The organism is Pseudomonas sp. A125 (genome assembly GCF_055409485.1).
In genome coordinates, this window is record NZ_JBUZVP010000007.1 from 94,901 (window position 1) to 121,322 (window position 26,422).

24 protein-coding genes and 1 riboswitch are annotated in these 26,422 nt (G+C 60.7%); of the genes, 13 read left to right on the forward strand and 11 right to left on the reverse strand.

The window, feature by feature from the left end; all coding sequences use genetic code 11:
• Positions 1–98: 98 nt before the first annotated feature.
• Positions 99–1,508: an adenosylhomocysteinase gene (ahcY, locus tag ACZRN6_RS11635; RefSeq protein WP_322148077.1), complete on the reverse strand. Its 1,410-nt coding sequence runs from the start codon at positions 1,506–1,508 to the stop codon at positions 99–101.
• A gap of 21 nt (positions 1,509–1,529) precedes the next feature.
• A riboswitch (S-adenosyl-L-homocysteine riboswitch) is annotated at positions 1,530–1,635 on the reverse strand.
• A 198-nt stretch (positions 1,636–1,833) separates the two neighbouring features.
• Here ahcY and ACZRN6_RS11640 point away from each other — a divergent pair.
• From ACZRN6_RS11640 to ACZRN6_RS11650, 3 genes are all read left to right on the forward strand, one after another.
• On the forward strand, positions 1,834–2,238 hold the full coding sequence (locus ACZRN6_RS11640) for an acyl-CoA thioesterase (RefSeq protein ID WP_010167614.1): 405 nt from the start codon (positions 1,834–1,836) through the stop codon (positions 2,236–2,238).
• 99 nt (positions 2,239–2,337) lie between these two features.
• Positions 2,338–4,305 carry a patatin-like phospholipase family protein gene (locus tag ACZRN6_RS11645; protein WP_464007994.1) on the forward strand — a complete coding sequence of 656 codons (1,968 nt, stop codon included), beginning with the start codon at positions 2,338–2,340 and terminating at the stop codon, positions 4,303–4,305.
• 71 nt (positions 4,306–4,376) lie between these two features.
• The gene (locus tag ACZRN6_RS11650; protein ID WP_322148075.1) at positions 4,377–5,264 is read left to right on the forward strand and encodes a formate/nitrite transporter family protein; all 888 of its coding nucleotides are present in this window, start codon (positions 4,377–4,379) and stop codon (positions 5,262–5,264) included.
• Here ACZRN6_RS11650 and ACZRN6_RS11655 read toward each other — a convergent pair.
• Both ACZRN6_RS11655 and ACZRN6_RS11660 read right to left on the reverse strand, forming a co-directional pair.
• Positions 5,258–6,511, reverse strand: a complete 1,254-nt coding sequence (locus ACZRN6_RS11655; RefSeq protein WP_322148074.1) for a cation:proton antiporter — start codon at positions 6,509–6,511, stop codon at positions 5,258–5,260. The two genes, ACZRN6_RS11650 and ACZRN6_RS11655, sit on opposite strands and share 7 nt — an antisense overlap.
• Positions 6,512–6,677: 166 nt before the next feature.
• Positions 6,678–6,824: a hypothetical protein gene (locus tag ACZRN6_RS11660; RefSeq protein ID WP_464007995.1), complete on the reverse strand. Its 147-nt coding sequence runs from the start codon at positions 6,822–6,824 to the stop codon at positions 6,678–6,680.
• 148 nt (positions 6,825–6,972) lie between these two features.
• On the opposite strand from ACZRN6_RS11660, the gene ACZRN6_RS11665 reads away from it, so the two are divergent.
• Positions 6,973–7,806 (forward strand): EamA family transporter, encoded by an 834-nt coding sequence (locus ACZRN6_RS11665; RefSeq protein WP_464007996.1) that lies wholly within the window; start codon positions 6,973–6,975, stop codon positions 7,804–7,806.
• Positions 7,807–7,837: 31 nt separating this feature from the next.
• Complete coding sequence (locus ACZRN6_RS11670; RefSeq protein WP_464007997.1) at positions 7,838–8,224, forward strand: MAPEG family protein; 387 nt, start codon at positions 7,838–7,840, stop codon at positions 8,222–8,224.
• Positions 8,225–8,303: 79 nt separating this feature from the next.
• On the opposite strand, the gene mltA is transcribed toward ACZRN6_RS11670, so the two are convergent.
• Positions 8,304–9,476, reverse strand: coding sequence for a murein transglycosylase A (gene mltA / locus ACZRN6_RS11675; RefSeq protein WP_464007998.1), 1,173 nt, complete (start codon positions 9,474–9,476; stop codon positions 8,304–8,306).
• 128 nt (positions 9,477–9,604) lie between these two features.
• On the opposite strand from mltA, the gene ACZRN6_RS11680 reads away from it, so the two are divergent.
• The gene (locus ACZRN6_RS11680) at positions 9,605–10,054 is read left to right on the forward strand and encodes a c-type cytochrome (protein ID WP_322148070.1); all 450 of its coding nucleotides are present in this window, start codon (positions 9,605–9,607) and stop codon (positions 10,052–10,054) included.
• 6 nt (positions 10,055–10,060) lie between these two features.
• On the opposite strand, the gene ACZRN6_RS11685 is transcribed toward ACZRN6_RS11680, so the two are convergent.
• From ACZRN6_RS11685 to ACZRN6_RS11700, 4 genes are all read right to left on the reverse strand, one after another.
• Positions 10,061–10,456: a DUF1090 domain-containing protein gene (locus tag ACZRN6_RS11685; protein WP_322148069.1), complete on the reverse strand. Its 396-nt coding sequence runs from the start codon at positions 10,454–10,456 to the stop codon at positions 10,061–10,063.
• A gap of 81 nt (positions 10,457–10,537) precedes the next feature.
• Entirely contained in the window at positions 10,538–12,223 is a 1,686-nt protein-coding gene (gene ligB / locus ACZRN6_RS11690; protein ID WP_464008064.1) for an NAD-dependent DNA ligase LigB, read from the reverse strand.
• Positions 12,224–12,426: 203 nt separating this feature from the next.
• Positions 12,427–13,617 (reverse strand): methionine adenosyltransferase, encoded by a 1,191-nt coding sequence (metK, locus tag ACZRN6_RS11695; RefSeq protein ID WP_464007999.1) that lies wholly within the window; start codon positions 13,615–13,617, stop codon positions 12,427–12,429.
• A gap of 19 nt (positions 13,618–13,636) precedes the next feature.
• A complete protein-coding gene (locus ACZRN6_RS11700; protein ID WP_322148067.1) occupies positions 13,637–14,632 on the reverse strand; it encodes an ArsR/SmtB family transcription factor in 996 nt (331 codons plus the stop codon).
• A 248-nt stretch (positions 14,633–14,880) separates the two neighbouring features.
• Between ACZRN6_RS11700 and tkt the strand changes: the two genes are divergently transcribed.
• From tkt to fba, 6 genes are all read left to right on the forward strand, one after another.
• Positions 14,881–16,878 carry a transketolase gene (gene tkt, locus ACZRN6_RS11705; RefSeq protein ID WP_322148066.1) on the forward strand — a complete coding sequence of 666 codons (1,998 nt, stop codon included), beginning with the start codon at positions 14,881–14,883 and terminating at the stop codon, positions 16,876–16,878.
• A 209-nt stretch (positions 16,879–17,087) separates the two neighbouring features.
• Entirely contained in the window at positions 17,088–18,137 is a 1,050-nt protein-coding gene (gene epd, locus ACZRN6_RS11710; RefSeq protein WP_063026588.1) for an erythrose-4-phosphate dehydrogenase, read from the forward strand.
• A 19-nt stretch (positions 18,138–18,156) separates the two neighbouring features.
• The gene (locus ACZRN6_RS11715; RefSeq protein ID WP_464008000.1) at positions 18,157–19,320 is read left to right on the forward strand and encodes a phosphoglycerate kinase; all 1,164 of its coding nucleotides are present in this window, start codon (positions 18,157–18,159) and stop codon (positions 19,318–19,320) included.
• A 28-nt stretch (positions 19,321–19,348) separates the two neighbouring features.
• The gene (locus ACZRN6_RS11720; RefSeq protein ID WP_322148063.1) at positions 19,349–19,576 is read left to right on the forward strand and encodes a hypothetical protein; all 228 of its coding nucleotides are present in this window, start codon (positions 19,349–19,351) and stop codon (positions 19,574–19,576) included.
• Between the two features lie 60 nt (positions 19,577–19,636).
• On the forward strand, positions 19,637–19,972 hold the full coding sequence (locus tag ACZRN6_RS11725) for an MliC family protein (protein ID WP_017476464.1): 336 nt from the start codon (positions 19,637–19,639) through the stop codon (positions 19,970–19,972).
• A gap of 197 nt (positions 19,973–20,169) precedes the next feature.
• Positions 20,170–21,234, forward strand: a complete 1,065-nt coding sequence (gene fba, locus ACZRN6_RS11730) for a class II fructose-bisphosphate aldolase (RefSeq protein ID WP_003177554.1) — start codon at positions 20,170–20,172, stop codon at positions 21,232–21,234.
• Positions 21,235–21,294: 60 nt separating this feature from the next.
• Here fba and ACZRN6_RS11735 read toward each other — a convergent pair whose 3' ends face one another.
• The 3 genes from ACZRN6_RS11735 to ACZRN6_RS11745 form a co-directional block, all read right to left on the reverse strand.
• Entirely contained in the window at positions 21,295–21,453 is a 159-nt protein-coding gene (locus ACZRN6_RS11735; protein WP_322148056.1) for a hypothetical protein, read from the reverse strand.
• Positions 21,454–21,923: 470 nt separating this feature from the next.
• On the reverse strand, positions 21,924–23,153 hold the full coding sequence (gene alr, locus ACZRN6_RS11740) for an alanine racemase (protein WP_464008001.1): 1,230 nt from the start codon (positions 23,151–23,153) through the stop codon (positions 21,924–21,926).
• Positions 23,154–23,295: 142 nt separating this feature from the next.
• Positions 23,296–23,961: a polysaccharide lyase family 7 protein gene (locus ACZRN6_RS11745; protein WP_322148054.1), complete on the reverse strand. Its 666-nt coding sequence runs from the start codon at positions 23,959–23,961 to the stop codon at positions 23,296–23,298.
• 306 nt (positions 23,962–24,267) lie between these two features.
• Here ACZRN6_RS11745 and ACZRN6_RS11750 point away from each other — a divergent pair, with 306 nt between their 5' ends.
• Complete coding sequence (locus tag ACZRN6_RS11750) at positions 24,268–26,379, forward strand: putative bifunctional diguanylate cyclase/phosphodiesterase (RefSeq protein ID WP_464008002.1); 2,112 nt, start codon at positions 24,268–24,270, stop codon at positions 26,377–26,379.
• Positions 26,380–26,422: the final 43 nt, after the last annotated feature.

Here is a 26,422-nt window from a genome sequence, read left to right on the forward strand (position 1 = left end):
AGGCACCTCGGTGTTCCAGCAATATCGAGGCGATACTATCGCAGGCAAGCCAGCTCCCACAAAAGCCAGCTCCCCTATGGCAGCTGGCACTGGGCCGATCAGTAACGGTAAGCGTGCGGCTTGAACGGACCTTCAACACCAACACCGATGTAGTCGGCCTGGGTCTTGGTCAGTTGAGTCACAACGCCGCCGAAGCCACGGACCATTTCCAGGGCCACTTCTTCGTCGAGTTTCTTCGGCAGTACTTCCACGGTCAGGCGCTCGGCTTTCTGGGCTGGCGACAGGTCGGCGTATTTCTGGCCGAACAGGAAGATCTGGGCCAGTACCTGGTTGGCGAACGAGCCATCCATGATGCGGCTTGGGTGGCCAGTGGCGTTGCCCAGATTTACCAGGCGGCCTTCGGCCAGCAGGATCAGGTAGTCATCGTTCTGCGGGTCGAAATCGCCAGCGCCGGTACGGTGAACCTTGTGTACCTGAGGCTTCACTTCTTCCCATGCCCAGTTCTTGCGCATGAAAGCGGTGTCGATTTCGTTGTCGAAGTGACCGATGTTGCACACCACGGCGCGCTTTTTCAGGGCCTTGAGCATGTTCGAGTCGCACACGTTCACGTTACCGGTGGTGGTCACGATCAGGTCAATCTTGCCCAGCAGGGCTTTGTCGATGCTCGCTTCGGTGCCGTCATTGACGCCATCGATGAACGGCGAAACCACTTCGAAGCCGTCCATGCAGGCTTGCATGGCGCAGATCGGGTCAACTTCGGAGACTTTAACGATCATGCCTTCCTGACGCAGAGACTGGGACGAACCCTTGCCCACGTCACCGTAGCCGATCACCAGCGCTTGCTTGCCGGACAGCAGGTGGTCGGTGCCGCGCTTGATCGCATCGTTCAGGCTGTGACGGCAGCCGTACTTGTTGTCGTTCTTGCTCTTGGTGACCGAGTCGTTGACGTTGATGGCCGGGATTTTCAGCTCGCCCTTGGCCAGCATGTCCAGCAGGCGGTGAACGCCGGTGGTGGTCTCTTCGGTCACGCCGTGGACGCGGTCGAGGATTTGCGGGTACTTCTTGTGCAGCAACTCAGTCAGGTCGCCGCCGTCGTCGAGGATCATGTTGGCGTCCCATGGCTTGCCATCCTTGAGGATGGTTTGCTCCAGGCACCACTCGTACTCTTCTTCGGTCTCGCCTTTCCAGGCGTAAACCGCGATGCCGGCAGCAGCGATAGCGGCTGCGGCCTGGTCTTGAGTCGAGAAAATGTTGCACGACGACCAACGCACTTCGGCACCCAGGGCAACCAGGGTTTCGATCAGCACGGCCGTCTGAATGGTCATGTGGATGCAGCCGAGAATCTTCGCGCCCTTGAGCGGCTGTTCAGCGGCGTACTTGCGACGCAGGCCCATCAGGGCTGGCATTTCGGATTCGGCGATAAAGGTTTCGCGACGGCCCCAGGCAGCGAGGGACATGTCGGCGACTTTGTAGTCGGTAAAACCTGCAGGCGTGATTACAGCGCTCATGAAGAGCCTCCATTCGTAGTGTGCGAATGGGCGCCGTTGTGCGTTTAGTATCCAGCTGGCTAACCAGGCCGGACAACGCCCCATCCGAGCCTGACAGGTCGAGCCTGCTGCAGCGCCCCTCGGACAGGTGGCGGGAGAACGGTATCAATCGAAGATGACCGTTTTGAAGCGGAGGCGATTATAGCTGCGTGCGCCTGACTTCTAAAGCCTTTCTGTCGGCGGCATGAAGATAGCTCATGGGGTTGATAGGCAATGGCTCATAGAGCTTGGGCCCGGCCTCTGCCATGATGTTGCCCATCATTTGCCAACACGCTTTGGAGTGAACATGAACTTCCACACCCGCAAATGGGTTAAACCCGAAGACCTCAACCCCAACGGCACCCTGTTCGGCGGCAGCCTGCTGCGCTGGATCGACGAAGAAGCGGCCATCTACGCGATTGTCCAGTTGGGCAACCAGCGGGTGGTGACAAAATACATCTCTGAAATCAACTTCGTCAGCGCCTCGCGCCAGGGCGACATCATCGAACTGGGCATCACCGCCACCGAGTTCGGCCGCACCTCCATCACCCTGACCTGCGAAGTGCGCAACAAGATCACCCGCAAGAGCATCCTGACTGTGGAAAAAATGGTCTTCGTCAACCTGGGGGAAGACGGCCTGCCGGCGCCCCATGGCCGCACCGAGATCAAGTATGTGAAGGATCAGTTCCAGGAAGACGGCATCAGCGAATAAGCTCGGCCGGGAGCGACTTGTTTTACAAGACGCTTCCGGATGGATCTTTCCCATGTTCTCTCGTCACACAGGACTACACCCTGAAGAGAGAGTCGACACATGGCATTGTTAAATCCTGCCCAGCCTTCATTCCCTCAATCGCTGCTGCCCGCTCCCCACGACATCGTTGGCAGCGGCCTGGCGGCGGCGCGCGACACGGCCTTGGCGCCGATTATCGTAAGGCATGGTCACGCTACCGTTGAACCCCAGGGTACGAAAACCTCCCTGGTAGACGGTGCAGGCGAACGCAAGTTGGCGTTGAGTCGCTACCCGAATGGCGTGGTGGAAGTGACGGTTTCCCCACCGCCGATCACCCAATTGGTACTCAGTGGCGGCGGGGCCAAGGGTATTGCCTACCCGGGCGTGGTCCAGGCGCTTGAAGACGCAAACGCCTTGAAGCATATCCGCAGTATTTCAGGCTCATCCGCCGGCGGTATCTCGGCAGCCCTGCTGGCCAGCGGGATGGGGGCGAAGGCCTTCGACACGCTGTCGGACAACCTCGAGCTTCCCAAACTGATGAACAGCAAGCACGCCATTCCCGCTTGGCTGCAAAATGCCAGTTCGAGTGTCGGCAAGGTCGCCGGCAAGGTCAGCAGTCTGGCAGAGGTTGTATTTAACGTATTGCCACGGCTGGGTTCCAAGGCCGAACCTCTGGAGGACCTGGTACGCGAGGCGTCGCGAAAGACCGTGCTGGCGCACATTGGCGACCTGCCCAGGGAGCTTCGCACACCACAGGTTTTCGCGATTGCCGACAAATTAGGTGCGGGCGGTGCGACCACGTTCGGTGACCTGCAGGCATTGAGCCTGCATATTCCGGCAATCAAGGAACTCAATATCACCGGCACCGGTTTGTTCGATGGCCGCCCGCAGTTGGTGGTGTTCAATGCCAACCTCACGCCGGACATGGATATCGCGCGCGCCGCGCATATTTCGGGGGCGCTGCCGCTGGTGTTCAAGGCGCCCGAGGAGAAGGGGCACGGGTTTCAGGCAGACGGCGAGAAGACCTTCTTTCAGGATGGCGGCTTGCTGCTCAACACCCCCGTGGCTGACTTTTACCAGCGCACGTTTCCCGGCAGTGCAATCGCCGATACCGAACAACTGATTCTGAAGTTCAGCGGTGATAAGTCTGCGGCCGTGCGCGGCAGTCACTTGGGCAGCTTAAAGGATAGCTTTCTCGGGATCCCGAACGCGGCCAATAGTGAGTTGATGGCATCGAAACTCAGTAGGATCAAGGATCAGACGGTTGTCATGCCATTAAAGACCGAGATCGGCGACTTCAGTGGCTTCCTCAACGGCACGATCAATTTCACCATGCCGCTGGAGGTCAAGAATCAGCTACAGGAACTGTCTCGGGCTGCGGTGAATACCCACTTGGAGAAACGCTCGCAAGTGCGAGAGCAGCACTCATTCAGCTCGATTGACAGCGCCGTGCTGGCCATGAGCGATTCCATGCTCGCCAGCGTCAAGGACGCGCTTGACCAGGACGACGCCTCCCGTAGCGTGCTGCGCTTTCGAAGCGAAGCCCGGCAGGGGCTTGGCATGCTGGATAAGGCTGTGGCATCGGCCAATACCGGCGAGCGGCTGCACATGACGCCTGAATTGGCCTCGGCATTGCGCAACCTGGACGCCCTGGCCAGTCGCCCGGAATACGTCGAGTGGCTGGGTGCCCGCCTCAATGATGCAGGCAACCCCAATTTCCAGCAGTTGCTACAAGCGCCGCATCAAACGGCCTCACGGGTGCTGGCCAGTGGCATCAGCGAAATGAAAAAACGCGATATCGCTGTGATCGCCGATAACTTCACGCGGGAAGTGCTCTATCCCTCGCTGTTTCGCCCGGGCCAGCCAGATTCGAATGTTGCACTGCTGCGCCGGGTTGAACACAACCTGGGCCGGGCAACGACGCCGGCCCAGGTCAACCAGGCGCTCGATGACATCGTTGACAACTACGTAGCACGTAATAAGCCCTGGTCGCAGCCGGGACGCTCCACGACAGTCGAAATGGCCAAGGCATGGCGCCTGGCGGTTTAGTTGCCACGTCACTGAACAGCCCTGAACCCCGCGTGTCGTAGCTACAGGCACACAACGGATTCAGGAACGCCATGGCCACCGAAAAAGACGGCAAGACCCCCAACCTGTCGCAGGAAGAGCAGCACGATGTCGACAAGAACCAGCCGCCCCGCGCGGCGGTTCTGCATGAAATCATCCGCACTCAAGGCGACCAGGAGCTGGAACGCACCGTGGCGGCATTGTGGTGGTCGGCGCTGGCCGCCGGCCTGACCATGGGCCTGTCGTTGATGGGCATGGGCTTGCTCAACTCGCGGCTCCCGGAGGGCGAAGAGTTCAAGGTAATTGCCAGTTTTGGCTACTGCGCGGGCTTTTTGGCGGTGATCCTCGCTCGTCAGCAGCTGTTCACCGAAAACACCCTGACGGCGGTGTTGCCCGTCATGAGCAAACCCACGCTGAACAATTTCGCACGGTTGCTGCGCTTATGGGCCGTGGTGCTGGTGGGCAACCTGTGCGGCACTTTGCTGGTGGCGTACGTGATGTTGCACTTGCCGATTTTCGACGCCAAGACCGACCTGGCCTTCCTGGAAATCGGGCGCAAGGTCATGGAGAACGACACCTCCCAGATGTTCGCCAAGGGCATTGTGTCTGGCTGGATGATCGCCACCATGGTGTGGATGATCCCGTCCATGGAAAGCGCCAAGCTGTGGATCATCATCCTGATCACCTACCTGATGGCGCTCGGGGACTTCACCCACATCGTGGTGGGATCGGCGGAAGTGTCCTACCTGGTATTTGCCGGCGAGTTGCCATGGAAAGACTTTTGGCTGGTGTTTGCCGGGCCGACGCTGGCGGGCAACATCATCGGTGGCAGCTTTATCTTTGCGCTGATCAGCCATGCGCAGATTCGCAGCGAAAGCAGTTTGCCCGGTAAAGCCGCTGCGGACCCGAGGCATCCGCAGCAGATCAACAAGGATCAGTGAGTGTCGGGTACCGGCGCATCTTTGGTCACGCGCTTGACCAGTTTGCCGATGCTCAGGCCCTGCAACAGGATCGACGACAGCACCACGATGTAGGTGATGCTCAACAGCAAGTCGCGTTCCGGGCCCAGCGGCAGGGCCAGGGCCAGCGCCACGGAAACCCCGCCGCGCAAGCCGCCCCAGGTCAGGATGCGGATGGTACCGCGGGGCACCGTGCGCCAGCGCCGCAGCAGCAGGATTGCCGGGGCCACCGTCAGCAAACGTGACAACAGGATCGCCACTGCCAGCAGACTTGCCGCCAGCACATGCAGCCAGTTGAACGGCAACAGCAATAGCTCCATGCCGATCAGCGCGAAGAGCAGGGCGTTGAGCATGTCATCGAGCAACTCCCAAAAACCGTCCAGGTAACGCCGGGTCATGTCGTTCATCGCCAGCTTGCGGCCCAGGTTACCGATGATCAGTCCCGCCACCACCATCGCAATCGGTGCCGACACGTGCAGTTCGGTGGCCATCGCCGAGCCGCCGATCACCAACGCCAAGGTCAGCATCACTTCGATCTGGTACTGCTCGATGCTCTTGATCATCAGGTACACGAGGTAACCGATCAGCCCGCCGAACACCACGCCGCCAATCGCCTCATGGGCAAACAGCATGGCCGTGGCGCCCACGGTGGGCGTCTCGCCCAGTTGCGCAATGCCCAGCAACACGGTGAACACCACCACCGCCGTGCCGTCGTTGAACAGTGATTCGCCGACGATGGTGGTTTTCAGCGGCTTGGACGCGTTGGCGGTTCGCAGTACACCGAGTACCGCGATCGGGTCGGTGGGGGAGATCAGCGCACCGAACAGCAGGCAGTACAGGAAACTCACGTGCCAGCCGAACAGGGCGAAGATGTAGAACGCCAGGCTGCCGATCACCACGGTGGCGATCAACACACCGAAAGTAGCGAGCAGGCCAATGGGCCAGCGGTAGCTGCGCAGGTCACTCAGGTTAACGTGCAAGGCGCCGGCGAACAGCAGGAACGAGAGCATCCAGTTCATCAGCAAGTCGCCGAAGTCGATCTGGCCAATCAACTGCTGGACGCGCTCTTCAAGCCCGGGGTAACCGATAAAGCTCAGGCCTTGCAGCAGCAGGGAAAACATCAGCGCCGTCACCATCACACCGATGGTGGGCGGCAGGCCAATGAAGCGGTAGTTCACATACGTGAGCAGGGTGGTGAGGCAAATAAACGCAGCGACAAGTTCAAGCATCCGGGGTCCTTGGATGGAGGAGTGGGAAATCTACTTCGCAATAACACGTAGGAGCTGTCGAGCCTGAGCGAGGCTGCGATGGGAGCACCGCGCTGTTGCTGTCAGACCGCAGCGCTGCCATCGCAGCCTCACTTGGGCTCGACAGCTCCTACGCAAGCTTTAGCTTTTAGTTGGGTAAGTGGACCGCAGCAGGGCGGCGACGTTGCAGTTCGATGAACAAAAGTGCCGCCACCACCATCCCGCCGATCCAGGCACCGAGCGGCACGCGAGGATCTCCTTCGGTAATCGTTACGCTCTGATCAGGCATACGCATGCCGGCGCCCGGATCGGCGAAGATCGGGCAGCAGCCAAATTTATTGGTCTAGGTCTTTGCGCAACTGAGTGCGGCGTGGTCGGCTTTAGTATAAACAGGTGCTGAAATATGGCGAATCAATTCCGCTTTTTATGACTGGGGAGTCACCGTGATTGCAACAGCTCTGGTACTGGTAGCGGCGTTGTTGCATGCGACGTGGAACACCTTGATCAAATTCAGCGGCGAGCGCCTGTTGGTCATCGCGTGTATGGACACGGTGGCATTGCTGTTCGTGGTGCTGGCGGTTGGGTTTGTGTCGTTGCCGCCGCTGGAGATCTGGCCGTGGATCATCGCCTCGGCGTTGTTTGAGTTGCTCTACCGCTACCTGCTGATCCAGGCCTATCGCGTGGGTGACTTGGGCTTGGTGTACCCATTGATGCGCGGCTTGTCGCCTTTGGTGGTGCTGGCGCTGACGCTGGTGTTTGCCGGTGAGGTGCTCAGTACCCAGCAGATTCTCGGCATTGTGCTGATTCCGTTCGGCATGCTGTGCCTGTTGTGGCAGGGCGGCGGTGGCGACCGGTTGCCTTGGTCGATGCTGCCGGTGGTGGCGTTGATCGGCCTGTGTATCGGTTGCTACACCTTCCTCGATGGCCAGGCATTGCGCCGTTGGTCACACCCGCTGGACTACCTGGTGTGGCTGACGCTGATAAGCGCATGGCCGTTTCCGTTGCTGGCGATGGTGCGCAAACGGGCGGCGTTCGGGCTATTTTGGCGCACGCAGTGGCGGCTGGGGCTGAGTGTCGGGCTGTGCGTGCTGTTGAGCTACGCTCTGGTGCTTTGGGCCATGCAGTTGGGCTCGATTGCCGAGGCTGCCGCGTTGCGGGAAGTCAGCGTGATCCTGGTGGTACTGTTCGGCATGCGTTACCTGAAAGAACCTTTTGGCCGGCCACGGCTCATAGCCTGTGGGTTGGTGCTGATCGGCATGTTCGTGATGAAACTCTAACCGTTGAGTAAAACTAAAAAAGGAATGGGTTATGACAGTCGCTTTCTGGTGTGTGTTGATCGCAATCTTTCTGCCGTACCTGTGCACGGGCCTGGCCAAGTTCAGCGGTGGCAAGTTCGGGCCCCGGCAGAACCATGACCCGCGAGCATTCCTGGATACGCTCGACGGCTTCGCCAAGCGTGCCCACAGTGCGCAACTCAACAGCTTTGAAGTAACCCCGGCGTTTGCGGCGGCGGTGATCATTGCGCATTTGGCCGGCGGCGCGTCGTTGGTGACGATCAACGTACTGGCGATGCTGTTTATTACCAGCCGGTTGCTCTACATCATCTGCTACCTGGCGGACTGGGCGATGCTGCGGTCGCTGGTGTGGGCGCTGGGAATGGCGTTGATTGCGAGTTTCTTCTTCGTATCGATCTAGGGCGTGACGCTGTTCAAATGTGGGGGCGAGCAAGCCCGCTCCCACACAAGCCCTCCACACAGTGAGTTTGTGGTGTGCTTCAGGTTCCTGTCGGCGCATCCGGCACTTTTGGCAGCGCTGCGCCTTTAGGCCACAGCATCCAGATCTGGCCCTGCTGCTTCATGTTGCCTGCCAATTCCCCGGCAGCTTCACCGGTTCCCCAGAACAGGTCGGCGCGCACTTCGCCGGTAATTGCACCACCGGTATCCTGCGCAGCCACCGGCCGGGCAATCGGCGCACCGTCCGGCTTCGTAGTCGACAGCCACAGCAGGCTGCCCAGCGGAATCACCTTGCGATCCACCGCAACGCTATAACCCGCGGTCAGCGGCACGTTCAGCGAGCCACGCGGGCCTTCGTTGCTATCGGGGCGGGCGCTGAAGAACACGTAGCTGGGGTTGCTCGCCAGCAGTTCAGGAATGCGCTGTGGGTGCGCCTTGGCCCACGCGCTGATGGCGCCCATGGTCACGTCTTCTTTTTTCAACTCGCCTTGCTCGACCAGCCAGCGGCCAATGGGGCGGTACGGGTAACCGTTCTGGTCGCCGTAACCGACACGCAATTGGCGGCCATCGGCCAGTTGGATGCGGCCCGAACCCTGGATCTGCAGAAATTGCAGGTCCATCGGGTTGGTCAGCCAGGCGATCGGCTTGGCGCTGGAGCCTTGCTGGTTGATGGCGTTGGCGTCGTCATAGGGTTTGAGCACCCGACCCTCGAGGCGACCGCGCAGGCGCTTGCCCTTGAGTTCCGGGTAGATGCTCTCAAGGTTGACGATGATCAGGTCGTCCGGCACGCCGAACACCGGTACATGGGCGGTGGCGGTTTCGGTGAGGCTGCCGGGGTAAACCGGTTCGTAGTAGCCGGTGATCAGGCCGTTGGGGCTGTTGTCGGCCGAGCGCAGGCCGTAGACATCGAGGTTGGCCTTGAGGAAGTCGCGAATCGCCACTGCGGTTGACGGCACGGTGGCCGATGCAGCGCACGTTGCGCCCCACACCGGGTCAGCCTTGAGCCGTTGGCAGGCACTGCGCCAGGACTCGAAGCCGGCTTGCAGGTCGCTGTCTGATACAGCCGGGAGGTTTTCCCAGGTGGCACCGGCATAGGTCGCGATGGCGTGAGGTTTGGCTTTTTCGTCCTTGCCGGTGTCGCAACCAGCCAGCAACGCGATCATTGGCAGCGCCCACGCCAGGCGGCGGGTCCAGGGGTTGAAGCGGATACTCATACAATCAATTCCTGAAGCGATTGCCCGCGCTGGTCGGCGCTCGAGCAACCCTTATTATTAATAGGGGTATTGGTCTTTGTGGGCGGGGCGAGGATACTGGCCGCCGTTTCCCGTGACCTTGAGCCATCATGACTTTTAAAAGACTGACCGTTGTATTGCTGGCCTGCCTGACACTGTCCGCCTGCGGCGGGGTTGACCCGAATTCGCCCCTTGGCCAGCGCAAGGCTATTTTCAAGCAGATGCTCAAGACCGGCGAAGACCTGGGGGGCATGCTGCGTGGGCGCATTCCGTTCGACGGGGCAAAATTTGCCGAAGGCGCGGTCAAGCTCGATGCCTTGTCCCACGAACCGTGGAAGCATTTCCCGAGCGTGCGCGAAGAAGACCATACCAGCGCCAAGGACAACGTGTGGCAGCAACAGGCACGCTTCCAGGAGCTGGCCCGAAACCTTGAAGCGGCCACCGGTGAATTGGTGGTCGCAAGCCAGGCCCAGCCTTACAAGGCGAGCAACCTTGGGCCGGCGGTGCAGAAAGTCGAAGATGCCTGCACCGCCTGCCATAAACAGTTCCGCGATCACTGAGGCGTCTTACTTGTCCAGTTCGTCCAGGGCTTCCTGCAAGTCCTTGCGTGACTGGGCGAGCTTGTCTTTGCGCTTGTTGATCTTGTCGGAGTCACCCTTCTTCATTGCCTTGTCGAGGTCGGCCTGACGGCGGCTGACTTCGTGCTTGGCGTCGAGCACCTTGTTTTCGCGCTCCTTTTTCAAAGAGGCGTCGGTGCAATTGGCAGTGACTTCACTCAAGGCTTTTTCCAGGCCGGCTTGCTGCTCGCTGTTGCCGTGGGCCTTGGCTTGTTCGATCTGGGTGCTGATGGCCTGGCGCTTGGCGGCGCAGCCAGTGAGTGGCGAGGCTTCTTCGGCCGCCAGCAGCGGCGTAGCCATAAGGGTAGCGACGGTCAACAGGGCAAAAGGTGCAAGAAATTTCATAAATGCTCCAAGGGACACAAGGTCTCGATCAGGTGGGTAGGATGACTTCTGCTGGCACCGGTTAATGCTGTAGGGCAGAGGTTAAAACCCCTCTACTCCGGCAGCCCGTAATGTTTCACTCAAGGCCAGCACCTGCGGGTCGCGAAAAAAAGCGCTCAGTTGCGCCGCGCGCCCCGGGCCTATGCCGTCTTCGGCCAGCCAGGCTTGAGTGTCTTTGGCGGCCAGGGTTTGCCAGCCGCCGCGTAGATTGTTGCGGGCCGTGGGCGGTACTCCCAGGGCCATCAGCCATTGCGCGAACGGTCGCTGCCGGGCACTGCGCAAGCTGTCGAGTAAACGCGCACTGCTGCGTTCACCGAAGCCATCAATGTTAGCAAGCTCTGCCTCATCCAGGGTTAACCAATCGAGCAGGCCACCGATTAAACCGGCCTGGATCAAGGTGTTCCAGGTTTCGCGGCCAATGTGTGGCAGGGCCAGGCCCTGGGCGCTACTCAGCCAGGTCAGGCGCGCGAGCAACTGTTCTTCACAGCCGGGAGCCAACTGCCAGCAACTCAAGGGGTGGAAATCCTCGGCCCGCGGGACCTGCAGTTCGACCCGTGGCTGGCTGCGCAGGATGACGTGGTCAAGGCGCGGGATGACTTGCCCCGCAAGGCTGATGGAGACCTGGTCGCCCGGGCGAATATCCAGTGCCTGCCAGCGTTTCAGGGAGCCAACGCTGACCCGGCTGATTTTCCGGTCATCGAGCCGTACCGGTTCCACCTCCAGCACGGAGGTGATGCGCCCGGTGCGGCCAATCTGGAAGTGCACCTTGCGCACATGGGCCAGCGCCTTGGCCACCGGGTATTTCCAGGCAATCGCCCAATAGGGCGCGCTGATGCCCCAGCGCTCGGCAGGAGCCCGTTGGCCTTGGTGCAACACCACGCCGTCGCTGGCGAAGGGCAGCGGATGGTTGTACCAATAGCTGCGCCAGTGGGCCGCGTCGGTGATCTCCTTGATCGGGTGGCTATAGCGCCCGCTGTCAGTGAAGCCCCATTGCGCTAGCTGGCTCAACCGTTCGGCAAAATCGTCTGGCCCCTGGGGCCAGGCCCAGACAAACAGGCCAATTCCAGCGGCTTCGGCTTCGCTCAATTGCCGGCGATTCATCAACCCGGCTATTTTGCCGCGGGCGCCGACGCCGCCTTGGGCTGCCTGCACATGATCATTCAGTTGCCAATAGAGTTCGCCCTGCAACAACAGGTCAATGGCCTCGGGCAGTTGCTGGACGATCCCGGGGATCTTGCGTGCAGAGGCTGACCAATCCTGGCCTAACCGGCCGTCGCCACGGCTGATGACCCGGCTCAACCGGCCCTTGCGGTAAACCAGCGTCACGGCCACGCCATCGACCTTGGGCTGAATCCACACGTCCTGGCGAGTGTTCAGCCAGGTTTCAACGGCGGGGTCATCCAGCAGTTTTTCCAGGCCTGTGTGGGGCGTCGGATGGTTGAAGGTGCCTCGCGCGCTGGCCAGCGGGTTCTCCATGACCGGCACCGAGGGGTCGAAACAACTGCGCCATTGGGCAAGGCGCTGGCGAGCCTGGTCATACAGCTCATCGCTGATCAGCGACTGGCCAAGCCGGTGGTAGCTGTCATCCCACAGGCGCACTTGCTGCGCCAGGGTGTTGACCTGGGCCCGGGCGTGGCCCGTTTCCCAGTCGGGACACTCTTGCGCCCACGCAATGAGCGGCGAGAAGCTGAGTAAAAAAAACAATAGCGAGCGCATAGGCGAGGTCATCATGAGCATCCTTGCTCTGAAAGGGCGTCCAGCCTAAGCCATCCCAGCAGGCATAAAAAAGCCCCGCAACCGCGAGGCTTTTTACTCGATGTTGCTGCTTGCCTGAACAGACCGGCCTCGCCCGGTTAATCATCCGGACAAACACCGGGCAATAAAAAGCCCTGCAGGGAGCACCCGGCAGGGCTTTGTGTACACCGTAGGGCTTACAGGCCGGCGGCAGTGCGCAGGTCGTTGGCGCGGTCGGTCTTTTCCCAGGTGAACGTGGTGAAGGTGTCGTTGCCGACGGTCTTCTGCTCTGGGGTACGACCGAAGTGGCCGTAGGCCGCGGTTTCCTGGTACATCGGGTGCAGCAGGTCGAGCATGGTGGTGATTGCGTACGGGCGCAGGTCGAAGATTTCACGCACCAGCTTGACGATCTTGTCGTCGCTGATCTTGCCGGTACCGAAGGTGTTCAGCGAGATCGACGTAGGCTGGGCCACACCGATAGCGTAGGAAACCTGGATCTCGCAACGCTCGGCCAGGCCGGCAGCCACGATGTTCTTGGCCACATAACGACCGGCGTAGGCCGCGGAACGGTCAACCTTGGATGGGTCCTTGCCGGAGAACGCGCCACCGCCGTGACGGGCCATGCCGCCGTAGCTGTCGACGATGATCTTGCGACCGGTCAGGCCGCAGTCGCCCACCGGGCCGCCGATGATGAACTGGCCGGTCGGGTTGATGTGGAACTGGGTGTCCTTGGTCAGCAGTTCGGCAGGCAGCACGTGCTTGACGATCAGCTCCATGACGCCTTCGCGCAGGTCGTTGTAGGAAACGTCCGGATTGTGCTGGGTCGACAGTACGACCGCGTCGATGGCAACGACTTTGCCGTCTTCATAACGGCAGGTCACCTGGGACTTGGCGTCTGGGCGCAGCCACGGCAACACCCCCGATTTACGGGCTTCAGCCTGGCGTTTCACCAACTGGTGGGAGAAGGTGATCGGTGCCGGCATCAGTACGTCGGTTTCGTTGCTGGCGTAGCCGAACATCAGGCCCTGGTCGCCGGCGCCCTGATCTTCAGGCTTGGCGCGGTCGACACCCTGGTTGATGTCGGGGGACTGCTTGCCGATGATGTTCATCACGCCGCAGGTCGCACCGTCGAAGCCGACGTCGGAGCTGTTGTAGCCGATGTCGATGATCACATCACGAACGATCTGTTCCAGGTCGACCCAGGCAGAGGTGGTGACTTCACCGGCGATGATTGCCACGCCCGTTTTCACCAGAGTCTCGCACGCCACTCGGGCGAACTTGTCTTCAGCAATGATGGCGTCCAGCACCGCGTCAGAGATCTGGTCGGCGATTTTGTCCGGATGCCCTTCAGACACGGACTCGGAGGTGAAAAGGGAGTATTCGCTCATCTCGATGTTTTCCTGATATTTACCGATGGTGAGTGTCGCCAGCCGGCCGCTGAAAATGGCGGACCTGAATCTGGAAACCATTACGTAAACCTACATAGAGGCTTTCCCCGGGAACGAGTCCCGCAGCGGTGGCCCAACGGGCCAGATCGTCCTGTTCAAAACCCAGCCAGAGATCACCGCAGGCCTCCCTGGCCCAACTCTGGTTGTGGCTGCATAAATCTGTGACCAACAGGCTGCCGCCTGGTTGCAGCAAATTCGCCATCTGCCTCAGGGCTTCTGCCGGGGCGGCGAAATGGTGCAGGACCATGTTCAGCACCACGCAATCGGCCCGCAGGCTGGTGTCGCTCAGGGCGTCCGCCAACTGCAGGCGGACATTGCCCAGCGCTTCGCGCTCACACAGTTGGCGCGCCAGCTCCAGCATCGCCGGGCTGTTGTCCAGCGCCGTGACCTGATGAAAACGCCGCGCCAGCTCCGGCAGGAAACCTCCGTCTCCTGGGCCTACTTCAACCGCCGTGGCCTCATCACTGAAGCCCAGCTTGTCTAAAAGTGCCAATACGCTTTCACGGTATTGCGCCAAGCCGGCGATCAAGTCCTGTTGGGCGCGAAACTTCTCGGCTACCCGTGAGAAAAAGTCCTGGCTGGCCGCAGCGCGTTGTCCGTGCACCTGGCTGATGCGCGACTGCACGTCAGCCGGCAGGGCCAGGCTGTCTATTTCTTCGAGCAGCGCGGCGTGCAGCTTGCCGCCTAACTGTTCAGTGTGGGGCAGGGCGCGACGGTAAAAAATCGCATTGCCTTCACGGCGGGTCGCCACCAGGTCGGCCTGCGCCAGTACCTTCAAGTGGTGGCTCATGCCGGACTGGCCGATCGCGAAGATCTGCGCCAGCTCCAACACTCCGAACGAATCGTTGGTCAGCGCGCGCAATACATTCAGGCGCAACGGATCGCCGCCGGCCTTGCACAGGGCTGCCAGCTCGTCGCTGTCGTCGGGGCGAATGGAAGGAGCGCTTAAGTTCATAAGGCCAGCAGTCTAGTGAGGGTGGGAAAACCCCGCAAGGGCAATATCAAAAAGTTTTGATATTGGTCGATAATCGGTGGTTATAAGCAGCCGCTATAACCTCTGGACGAAGCGGTAATCGTTTTCTCCAGCCATTGCGCAGGAAAAACACCCTCAAGTGACTATCTGTCATTGCCCCGAGGGCCGTGGCTGAGGGAAAATGCCGATCCTTTTTTCCGTTTCTTTTATTCAACTCCAGGAGATCAGCGATGCCCAGCCGTCGTGAGCGTGCCAACGCCATTCGTGCCCTCAGCATGGATGCCGTGCAAAAAGCCAACAGCGGCCATCCCGGTGCCCCGATGGGCATGGCGGATATCGCCGAGGTACTTTGGCGTGACTTCCTGAAACACAACCCGAGCAACCCGGCGTTCGCCGACCGTGACCGGTTCATCCTGTCCAACGGCCACGGCTCGATGCTGATCTACTCGTTGCTGCACCTGACCGGCTACGACGTCACCATCGACGACCTGAAAAACTTCCGCCAGATCCACAGCCGCACCCCGGGCCACCCGGAATACGGCTACACCCCAGGCGTCGAGACCACCACCGGCCCACTCGGCCAGGGCCTGGCCAACGCCGTGGGTTTTGCCTTGGCTGAAAAAGTGTTGGGCGCGCAGTTCAACCGTCCAAACCACAACGTTGTCGACCACCACACTTACGTGTTCCTGGGTGATGGCTGCATGATGGAAGGCATTTCCCATGAAGTCGCATCCCTTGCCGGCACCCTGGGCCTGGGCAAGCTGATTGCCTTCTACGATGACAACGGCATCTCCATCGACGGCGAAGTCGAAGGCTGGTTCACCGACGACACGCCAAAGCGTTTCGAAGCCTACAACTGGCAGGTGATCCGCAATGTCGACGGTCACGATCCTGAAGAGATCAAGACCGCCATCGAAACTGCCCGCAAGAGCGAGCAGCCAACCCTGATCTGCTGCAAGACCACCATCGGCTTCGGCTCGCCGAACAAGCAAGGTAAAGAAGACTGCCACGGCGCCCCATTGGGTGACGCGGAAATCGCCCTGACCCGCGCTGCGCTGAAGTGGAACCACGGCCCGTTTGAAATCCCGGCTGACATCTATGCCGAGTGGGACGCCAAGGAAGCAGGCCTGGCTGCCGAAGCCGAGTGGGACCAGCGTTTCGCGGCCTACTCCGCCGAATTCCCGCAGCTTGCCAACGAACTGGTACGCCGCCTGGCCGGTGACCTGCCTGCCGACTTCGCTGAAAAAGCCTCGGCCTACATCGCCGAAGTGGCTGCCAAGGGCGAAACCATCGCCAGCCGTAAAGCCAGCCAGAACGCCCTGAACGCTTTCGGCCCGCTGCTGCCTGAGTTCCTCGGCGGTTCGGCTGACCTGGCCGGCTCCAACCTGACCCTGTGGAAAGGTTGCAAGGGTGTCTCGGCGGAAGACGCCAGCGGCAACTACATGTACTACGGCGTGCGCGAGTTCGGCATGAGCGCCATCATGAACGGCGTTGCCCTGCACGGCGGCCTGGTGCCTTACGGCGCGACCTTCCTGATGTTCATGGAATACGCACGCAACGCCGTACGCATGGCGTCGTTGATGAAGAAGCGTGTGATCTTCGTCTACACCCACGACTCCATCGGCCTGGGCGAAGACGGCCCGACGCACCAGCCGGTCGAGCAATTGACCAGCCTGCGCACCACGCCGAACCTGGACACCTGGCGCCCATCGGACGCCGTCGAATCGGCTGTGGCCTGGAAGCACGCGATCGAGCGTAAGGACGGCCCTTCGGCGCTGATCTTCTCCCGTCAGAACCTGCAGCACCAAACCCGCGACGCGGCGCAGATCGAAGGCATCAGCCGTGGTGGCTACGTGCTGAAAGACTGCATCGGCGAGCCTGAGCTGATCCTGATCTCCACCGGTTCCGAAGTGGGCCTGGCGGTTCAGGCGTACGACAAGCTGACGGCTGCCGGGCGTAACGTGCGTGTGGTTTCCATGCCGTGCACCAGCGTTTTCGAAGCGCAGGATGCCGACTACAAGCAATCGGTATTGCCGTTGCAGGTCAGCGCGCGTATCGCCATTGAAGCGGCTCACGCCGACTACTGGTACAAGTACGTGGGCCTGGAAGGCCGCGTGATCGGCATGACCACCTACGGTGAGTCGGCACCGGCGCCAGCGTTGTTCGAAGAGTTCGGTTTCACCCTGGAAAACATCCTGGGTCAGGCTGAAGAGCTGCTGGAAGACTAAAGCCCGTCCCCTTGTAGGAGCGAGCTTGTTGTGGCGAGGGAGCTTGCTCCCGCTGGGCTGCGAAGCGGCCCCAAGCCGTGCGATCAAGGTGTGTCAGATACACCTCGTCAGCCGGTCTGGGAGTGCTTCGCACTCCAGCGGGAGCAAGCTCCCTCGCCACACAAGCCAGCTCCTACAATGGTTTGTGTCGCCCACAATGCGAGAACCCCATGCCTCAACCGCGTCCCTACAAAGTTGCACTCAACGGCTACGGCCGGATTGGTCGTTGCGTCTTGCGTGCTCTGTTCGAGCGAGGGGCGGCTGCCGGGTTTGAAATTGTTGCGATCAACGACCTGGCGGATATGGCCAGTATCGAATACCTGACACGCTTTGACTCCACCCACGGCCGGTTCCCCGGCGAAGTGCGGGTCGAGGACGACTGTCTGCATATTAATGGCAACTGCGTGAAGGTATTACGCAGTGCCACCCCCGAGGGCATCGACTGGGCGGCGCTGGACGTCGACCTGGTGTTGGAATGCTCCGGTGCTTATCACACCCGTGCCGATGGCCAGCGTTTTCTCGACGCCGGCGCGCCACGCGTATTGTTCTCCCAGCCGATGGCCAGCGAGGCGGATGTCGACGCCACCATCGTCTACGGCGTGAACCAGGATTGCCTGACCGGCGCCGAGCTGCTGGTGTCCAACGCCTCCTGCACCACCAACTGCGGCGTGCCCCTGTTGCGCCTGCTGGACCAGGCGATTGGCCTGGAGTACGTGTCGATCACCACCATTCACTCGGCGATGAACGACCAGCCGGTAATCGACGCCTACCACCATGAAGACCTGCGCCGCACGCGTTCGGCGTTTCAGTCAGTGATTCCAGTGTCTACCGGCCTGGCGCGCGGTATCGAGCGACTGTTGCCGGAACTTGCCGGGCGAATCCAGGCCAAAGCCGTACGGGTACCGACGGTGAACGTGTCGTGCCTGGACATCACCATGCAAACCGTCAGCGACACCGACGCCGGCGAGGTCAACCGGATCTTGCGCGATGCCGCCACCAGCGGCCCGCTCAAGGGGCTTTTGGCCTACACCGAGTTGCCGCATGCCAGCTGTGATTTCAACCACGACCCGCATTCGGCCATCGTCGATGCCAGCCAGACCCGCGTTTCCGGCCCACGGCTGGTGAACATCCTGGCTTGGTTCGACAACGAATGGGGGTTTGCCAACCGTATGCTGGACGTAGCAGAACACTACCTGCAAACAGCCTCTCCACAACTTTAGCTCTCAGGAATTGCCCCCCATGACCGTGTTGAAGATGACCGACCTCGATCTGCAAGGTAAGCGCGTACTGATCCGCGAAGACCTCAACGTCCCAGTCAAGGACGGTGTTGTCACCAGCGATGCGCGAATCCTGGCCTCGCTGCCGACCATCAAGCTGGCCCTGGAAAAAGGCGCGGCCGTGATGGTCTGCTCCCACCTGGGTCGCCCGACCGAAGGTGAGTTCTCGGCAGAAAACAGCCTCAAGCCTGTAGCCGACTACCTGAGCAAGGCCCTGGGCCGCGACGTGCCGCTGGTCGCTGACTACCTGAACGGCGTGGACGTGAAGGCCGGCGACATCGTGCTGTTCGAAAACGTGCGCTTTAACAAAGGCGAGAAAAAGAACAGCGACGAACTGGCCCAGCAATACGCTGCCCTGTGCGACGTGTTCGTGATGGATGCCTTCGGTACCGCTCACCGTGCCGAGGGTTCGACCCACGGCGTGGCCAAGTTCGCCAAAGTCGCCGCGGCTGGCCCGTTGCTGGCCGCTGAACTGGACGCCTTGGGCAAGGCGCTGGGCGCTCCGGCCCAACCGATGGCCGCCATCGTTGCCGGCTCCAAGGTGTCCACCAAGCTCGACGTACTCAACAGCCTGAGCCAGATCTGCAACCAACTGATCGTCGGCGGCGGCATTGCCAACACTTTCCTGGCCGCTGCCGGCCACCCGGTGGGCAAATCGCTGTACGAGCCGGACCTGCTGGACACCGCCCGCGCTATTGCCGCCAAGGTCAGCGTGCCGCTGCCGGTAGACGTGGTAGTGGCCAAGGAATTTGCTGAAAGCGCCGAAGCTACCGTCAAACTGATCGCTGACGTAGCCGACGACGATATGATCCTGGACATCGGCCCGCAAACTGCAGCCAACTTCGCTGAACTGCTGAAGTCGTCCCGGACCATCCTGTGGAACGGCCCGGTGGGCGTGTTCGAGTTCGACCAGTTCGGCAACGGCACCAAAGTACTGGCCCACGCCATTGCTGAAAGCTCGGCTTTCTCCATCGCAGGTGGCGGCGACACCCTGGCGGCCATCGATAAATATGGCGTTAGCGATCAGATCTCCTACATTTCTACCGGTGGTGGTGCATTCCTCGAATTCGTCGAAGGCAAGGTACTGCCGGCGGTTGAAGTGCTGGAAAGCCGGGCGAAGGGCTGAGGCACTTGCCGGGAAAAGGAGCATTGCGATGATCAAGTCGTTGGCACTGGTGATCGCAGCGGGCCTGTTGGCCGGCTGCGGCAGCGCGCCGAAAGCGGCGCCCGAGGCTGATAAGCCCGGGGCTGCGCCGCGAAAGAGTTGCTACCAGGCCGATTGGCAAGCCGAAACCATGCCGGTGATCAACAAGCGCATCGGGCCCGACGGGTTGGAGAAATACGATTCCCCGCCCAAAGGTCAGGAACAGGGTTGCCCTTGACGGGTCTGATTCAATAACCGACAGCAGCGGTGGCCGCAGGCAGCCGCTTGAGGATTGGCAATGAAAGGCGTTTTCGCCCTGGCAGCACTGGCTTTATTGGCCGGATGCACCAACCTGAACATGTTCGACAAGAAGGCAGAGCCGGTAGACAAGTGGACCACCTGGACCTGTGACAGCCAGGCGCAAGTCAACTGGCGCTTTGCCGACCAGGCCCGCACCCAGGTGGATGTGCGCCTCGGCGGCTCAGACCAGGTGTATCGCCTCAAGCAGGACGTGGCGGCTTCGGGCGTGCTGTACAGCGACGGCCAGTTGGCGTTTCACACAAAAGGTGAGGAAGGCCTGGTTTACTGGGTTGCCACCGACGATTTGATCGGGCGCGGCTGTAAAGCTCAATAAAGCGCCGCGATAACCTGTAGGAGCCGGCTTGCCGGCGATAGCGTCAGCCACCATCGCCGGCAAGCCGGCTCCTACAGGCAGGTTTAACGATTAAGCAGGGCAGGCATTGAAAGCCTGACCTTCAATAACTTGAATAGCAGCCGCCGCTACGGCAGGCTTGCCCGATTAACGACCCTCGACCGGGAGAGAGACTCACAATGGCACTTATCAGCATGCGCCAGATGTTGGACCACGCAGCCGAATTCGGCTATGGCGTTCCAGCCTTCAACGTCAACAACCTTGAGCAGATGCGCGCCATCATGGAAGCCGCTGACAAGACTGACTCTCCAGTGATCGTCCAGGCTTCGGCCGGCGCGCGCAAATACGCCGGTGCCCCGTTCCTGCGTCACCTGATCCTCGCCGCGATCGAAGAATTCCCGCACATCCCGGTGTGCATGCACCAGGACCACGGCACCAGCCCTGACGTGTGCCAGCGTTCCATCCAGCTGGGCTTCAGCTCGGTAATGATGGACGGCTCCCTGGGCGAAGACGGCAAGACCCCAACCGACTACGAATACAACGTACGCGTTACCCAACAAACCGTAGCCATGGCTCACGCCTGTGGCGTTTCGGTTGAAGGCGAGCTGGGCTGCCTGGGTTCGCTGGAAACGGGCATGGCCGGGGAAGAAGACGGCATCGGCGCCGAAGGCGTACTGGATCACAGCCAAATGCTGACCGACCCGGAAGAAGCTGCTGACTTCGTGAAGAAGACCCAGGTCGACGCCCTGGCCATCGCCATCGGCACCAGCCACGGCGCGTACAAGTTCACCAAGCCGCCTACCGGCGACGTGCTGGCCATCGACCGCATCAAGGAAATCCACAAACGCATCCCTAACACCCACCTGGTGATGCACGGTTCTTCCTCGGTACCGCAAGAGTGGCTGGCGATCATCAACCAGTACGGCGGCGACATCAAAGAAACCTACGGCGTGCCGGTTGAAGAAATCGTCGAAGGCATCAAGTACGGCGTGCGCAAGGTCAACATCGACACCGACCTGCGTTTGGCGTCCACGGGTGCGATGCGTCGCCTGATGGCCACCAACCCGAGCGAATTTGATCCACGTAAATTCTTCGGTGCTACCGTGACTGCCATGCGTGATGTATGTATCGCACGTTATGAAGCCTTCGGTACTGCGGGCAACGCTTCGAAGATCAAGCCGATCTCCCTGGAAGCGATGTACCAGCGTTACCTGAAAGGTGAGTTGAACGCGAAGGTGAACTAAGCCTTACGCGTTAACGAAAAAGCCCGCAGCGATGCGGGCTTTTTTGTGGCTGAAATTTGATCAGGCGGCTGCGGGGGCGTCGAAGCCGCGGTATTCGATGACGCGGAATACGTCGCTTACGTCCTGCAGCGGAGCTTCGCTGTCGATCAGGAGTACCGGGTATTCGGTGGCTGTTTCGGTGCAAGGGGTGAAACGGCGGGGCGGGAGTTGTGGCTTCATGGCAAATCCTTAACTCAAAAGAAAATTGGCCACCGTTTGCTGCGAAACAAATAGGGTGGCAGCTGTACGCGGGTTCGCAGACCGAGGAGTTAAGACCCGGCAGACCCGAAGGTCTCCCACGTACAACCGCCATAAAAAGCCGAGCATTGGCAGGACTGCCTATGTCGTATTTTGACGGGTACGGTATTAACTCTGTAGGGCTGCGAAACCCTATCGCCGTTCAATGCCGGCGACGGGGCGAGCTATAAGCGGCGCTCCGATTCACCGCAACGGCCCTGTAGGGCACAGGACCCATGTGGGAGCCGGGCTTGCCCGCGATGGCGGTGTGCCAGTCGAAGAATAAGTTGGCTGATACACCGCCATCGCGGGCAAGCCCGGCTCCCACAGGGATAAGTGGTGTTTAAGCGATTGTGTTAATCACCGAATGATCCCTCGGTCCATAGGACAATGCCTACGAGATGTGAGGAGACTTAGTTCTCCACCAGCACCTTCGGATTCGAGTTACCCCACACCGTATACAGATCCGCCAGCAGCGCACCGTTGATGTCTTCAACTTCCGCCTGGCTGGTCTCCACCGCGCCCTGCTTGCCGAACAACACCACCTCATCGCCGCTCTTCACGGTCGGTACGTCGGTGACATCCACCATCAGCGTGTTCATCGACACCTTGCCCACCACCGGCACACGGTGCCCGTTGATCAGTACGATACCTTTGTTGGTAAACGCCCGGCGATAGCCGTCGGAATAACCCACGGTGATGTTCGCCAGTTTCGAATCCCGCGCCAGGGTGTAAGTGCGGTCGTAGCCCACGGTGTTGCCTTTCGGGTAGCTGTTGACCGACGCCACGTGGGATTTGAACTGCATCACCCGCTTGTATTCGGTGAACGACGGCACGGTATCGCCAAACAGCAGGCCGCCCGGGCGAACCATGTCCAGCCGCGACTCGGGCACTTCCAGGGTGGCGAAGGAGTTGGCGGCGTGCAGGGTGATTTTGCTGCGGTCGAGCTGGGCGACGTTGATCAGCCAGTTGGCTTGTTCGTTGAACGCCTTGAGCCCGGTGCGCACATCGGCGGCATCTTCGACGGCGAAGTGGGTCATGATCGCCTTCACTGGCAGGTTCGGCACCTTGGTAATGGCAACGGCGTCGCGCCGGCCTTGGGCGGTGGTCATTTCCACGCCGTTGCGGCTCATGCCGCTGGAGTTCAGGCCCAGGTGCACGACCAGCGGGCGGCCGTGGTTTTCGGCGATCAGGCTGGCGCGTACGGCGAAGTCCAGATTGCCCACCAGCTCTTCGACGTTATACGGCAACGCAGCTTCCAGCTCGCTCAGGGCGGCAGTACGTACGCGGATCAGTTGGCCCTTGAAGCCGCTTTCACGGACCACGCGGGCTTCTTCGTTGCTGGCGATGCCGACGCAGGGCACGCCCAGTTTGATCACCGAGGGCATCAGCAAACCGATGCCGTGGCCGTAGGCATCCGCCTTGAGCACGGCGCAGATTTTCGACTTGTCAGCGAGGCTGGCTTGCAGGGTGCGGATGTTGTTTTCGAAGGCGACTTTGTTGATTTCGACCCAGGCGTTGCTGTCCTGGATATTGACCTGGGCCACCCCGTCGGCCATCGACAGTGGCGGGGCGGCGAAGGCCGGGTTTTGCAGCAGAGCCATGCCCAGAGAGAGGGCGAGCAGGGTGCGGGAAAAGGGCATTGGGCAGTCTCCATGACTTTCTTATAGGGGGGTAGTGCGCGTGTGCGGCGCCATACTCGGATTGTCCTACAAGAAAGTCGAGACCCTGGGTCGCGGTTCTGTCCTAAAGCGTCGTGGGACCGGTCGCTGAAGCGAATCAGCGTCAGTCGTGGTCAATGTCCAGCTTGGCAAACGTCACCCGGGCGCCTTCCTTGCTGTTGCCGCTATTGTCCTGCACGTAGGCCCCGGCCTTGAAGTACAGCGGCTGTTTGCCCCACGCCGCGCCAATGCGTTCGTTCCACTGCCCGCTGGCGGCGTCGACGCTCAACAGGCCGGCTTTGTTCAGGTGGATGACGTAGGTGAAGTCACGGCCCAGGGGCACGTTTTCGGCAACGATGATGACCCGGCCTTCGGCTTCGTCGGGGCGCATGCGCACCTTGGCGACGATGTTGCCGGTCTGGGTTTTTTCCTTGTATTGGTATTCGACCTTGATCAGCGGTTTCTGGCTGTCATAGGCGTGGATTTGACCGATGACGATCTTGCCGGAGGACGGCACCTGGTTGACTGCCAACGTGGCACGCAGGAAGTTATCGGCGTCGCTGTACAGCCAGTTGCGCAGGCGGCCATCGGCGTAGGTTTCGCGCAGTTCGCTACGGGGGTAAATGGCGTTTTCGGTACGCGTGCCGGTGACCGGGGTCCAGAATTGCACGCTGCTGCCTTCGGCCTGGAAGTATTGGTCTTTGAACCCGCCGAGCAGTTTCGGGGTGTCGATGGTCGAGGGCGGGGAGCCGACGGGGATGCTCAGGTTCCAGGTGGACAGATCAATCATTGAAAGCGCCTTAAACAGGGGAAAAGGTTGCGGCGGGTGTGCAGTTACTTTCTTTATAGGTGGCTGGAAATGGATTGTTAATGATTTTGTGGCGGATTGTTGGCGTCAACTAAATGTCAAAAAGCCATGTTTCCCGTAAAACGGGGGCTGTAGACACTGACCGTTAGTCGGTTGGCTGGAGTTTGGCGCAGTGATGGCACTGCCATCGCTTCTGCTTTTAGGGATCCGGGGCTAGAGTGAGGCCTTATTGTTTGTCCGGTTTTGTCGCAAAATTGACCGGAAGACGCCGACGGAAGAGAAGCAGCAATGGAATGCGCTCCAATCAAGCCTCGCGATGGGTGTTCAGTGCTTTTGGTGGTCGATGACTATCCCGAAAACCTGATCAGCATGCGTGCGCTATTGCAGCGTGAAGACTGGCAGGTGGTCACCGCAGCGTCCGGCGTTGAAGCCCTGGGGTTGCTGCTCGAACATGACGTCGACCTGGTGTTGCTGGATGTGATGATGCCCGGCATGGACGGGTTCGAGGTGGCCCGGCTGATGCGCGGCAGCCAGCGCACGCAACTGACCCCGATCATCTTTCTCAGCGCCCACGCCCAGTCGCCGGCGGCGATGCTGGAGGGGTACGCCAGCGGCGCAATCGACTACCTGCTCAAACCCTTTGACCCCAATATCCTCAAGCCCAAGGTCCAGGCGCTGCTGGAGCACCAGCGCAACCGCCGTGCCTTGCAGCGCCTGAGCCATGACCTGGAGTCGGCCCGGGCCTTCAACGCCTCGGTGCTCGACAACGCCGCCGAAGGCATCCTGGTGGTGGGCGAAGACGGCGTGATCAGCTACGCCAACCCGGCGATTTCGCGGCTGTTGAACGCCCCGGTTGCCGAGTTGCAGGGCGCCGAGTTTCTCGACTTTCTGCAAAAGCCCCACGTGCCAGGCTGGTCCGACTCTGCGTTGTATGAAGGCTATAAGCGCGGCGAAACCTGGCGCCTGCATGACGCTATCCTGCGCACGGCGCCGGGCCAGCAACTGCCGGTGGCTATGTCGTGCGCGCCGTTGCCGGCCGAGCAAAAAGCCATGGTGGTGACCGTGCTGGACATGTCCGAGGTGCGCCACCTGCACCAGCAACTGGAGTTCCAGGCGGTTACCGACCCGCTGACCGGCTTGCTCAACCGGCGCGGGTTTCACCAGGCGGTGGAGAATGTGCTGTTGCGCAGCGAGCGTAACGAGCTGTCACTGGTGTTGTTGTACCTGGACCTCGACGGGTTCAAACGGGTCAATGATTCCCTCGGCCACGACGCCGGTGACCGGGTGCTGCGCTGGGTCTCCGAGCAGTTGACGGCGTGCCTGCGCTCCTACGACATTCTCGGGCGCATGGGCGGTGATGAATTTACCGCACTGCTGGAGCTGGAATTTCCGGAGCAGGCGGCCAAGATTGCGGAGAAACTGATCGAACGGGTGTCGATCTGTCAGCAGGTGGACGGCCTGGATGTGATGCTGGGCGTCAGTATCGGCATCGCCACCTTTCCGGACTGCGGCTCGGACATCAACGGCCTGCTGCGCGCAGCGGACGTCGCCATGTACGAAGCCAAGCGCGCCGGGCGTCAGCAATATCGCTATTACGATCAGGAAATGAACGGCCGTGCCCGCTCCCGCCTGATGCTTGAAGACAGCGTGCGCAGCGCCATCGACAGCAAGGATTTCACCCTGGTGTACCAGCCGCAGGTGTCGTTGCACGACGGCCACTTGCGCGGCGTCGAGGCGTTGCTGCGCTGGCAGCATCCGAGCGTCGGCGACGTGCCGCCGGGGCTGTTCTTACCGTTGCTGGAGGAGGCGCGGCTGATCAGCCAGTTGAGCACCTGGATCTACCAGCAGGTGGCCGCCCAGCGGCACGCGTGGAAAACTGCGTTCAGCGATGAGCTGGTGTTGAGCGTGAGCTTGAGCAGCAGCCAGTTCAACATGCCGAACCTGGCCAGCCAGCTGCAGCAGGTGCTGGAGCGACATGGGTTGCACGGCCGGCAGCTTGAGGTGGAGATCAGCGAAGAAAGCCTGATGCACAACCTGGATGAGTCCACCAAGCAGCTCAAGCTGTTGCGCCGGGTTGGAGTGCGAATTGCCCTGGATGATTTCGGCGCGGGAAATTGCTCCCTCGCGCACCTGCGGGACCTGGAATTTGACACCCTCAAGCTCGACCCAAAGCTGGTTGCGCGCCTGCCAGTCTCATCCCGGGACGCGGCGATGGCGCGGAGCATTATCGAGCTGTGCCGGCATTTCGAGCTGCTGGTGATTGCCGAGGGTGTCGAAACTCAGGAGCAAGCGCAGTGGCTCAAAGACAACGGTTGCCAGTTCATCCAGGGACCGCACGTGGCAGCACCGTTGATGGCCGATGACGTCGCCAACTGGCAGCTGCGCGCAGCACCCCGCTGAATTCGCTACACTGGCGCCCATTCAAATACCCGTTGTTGACCCC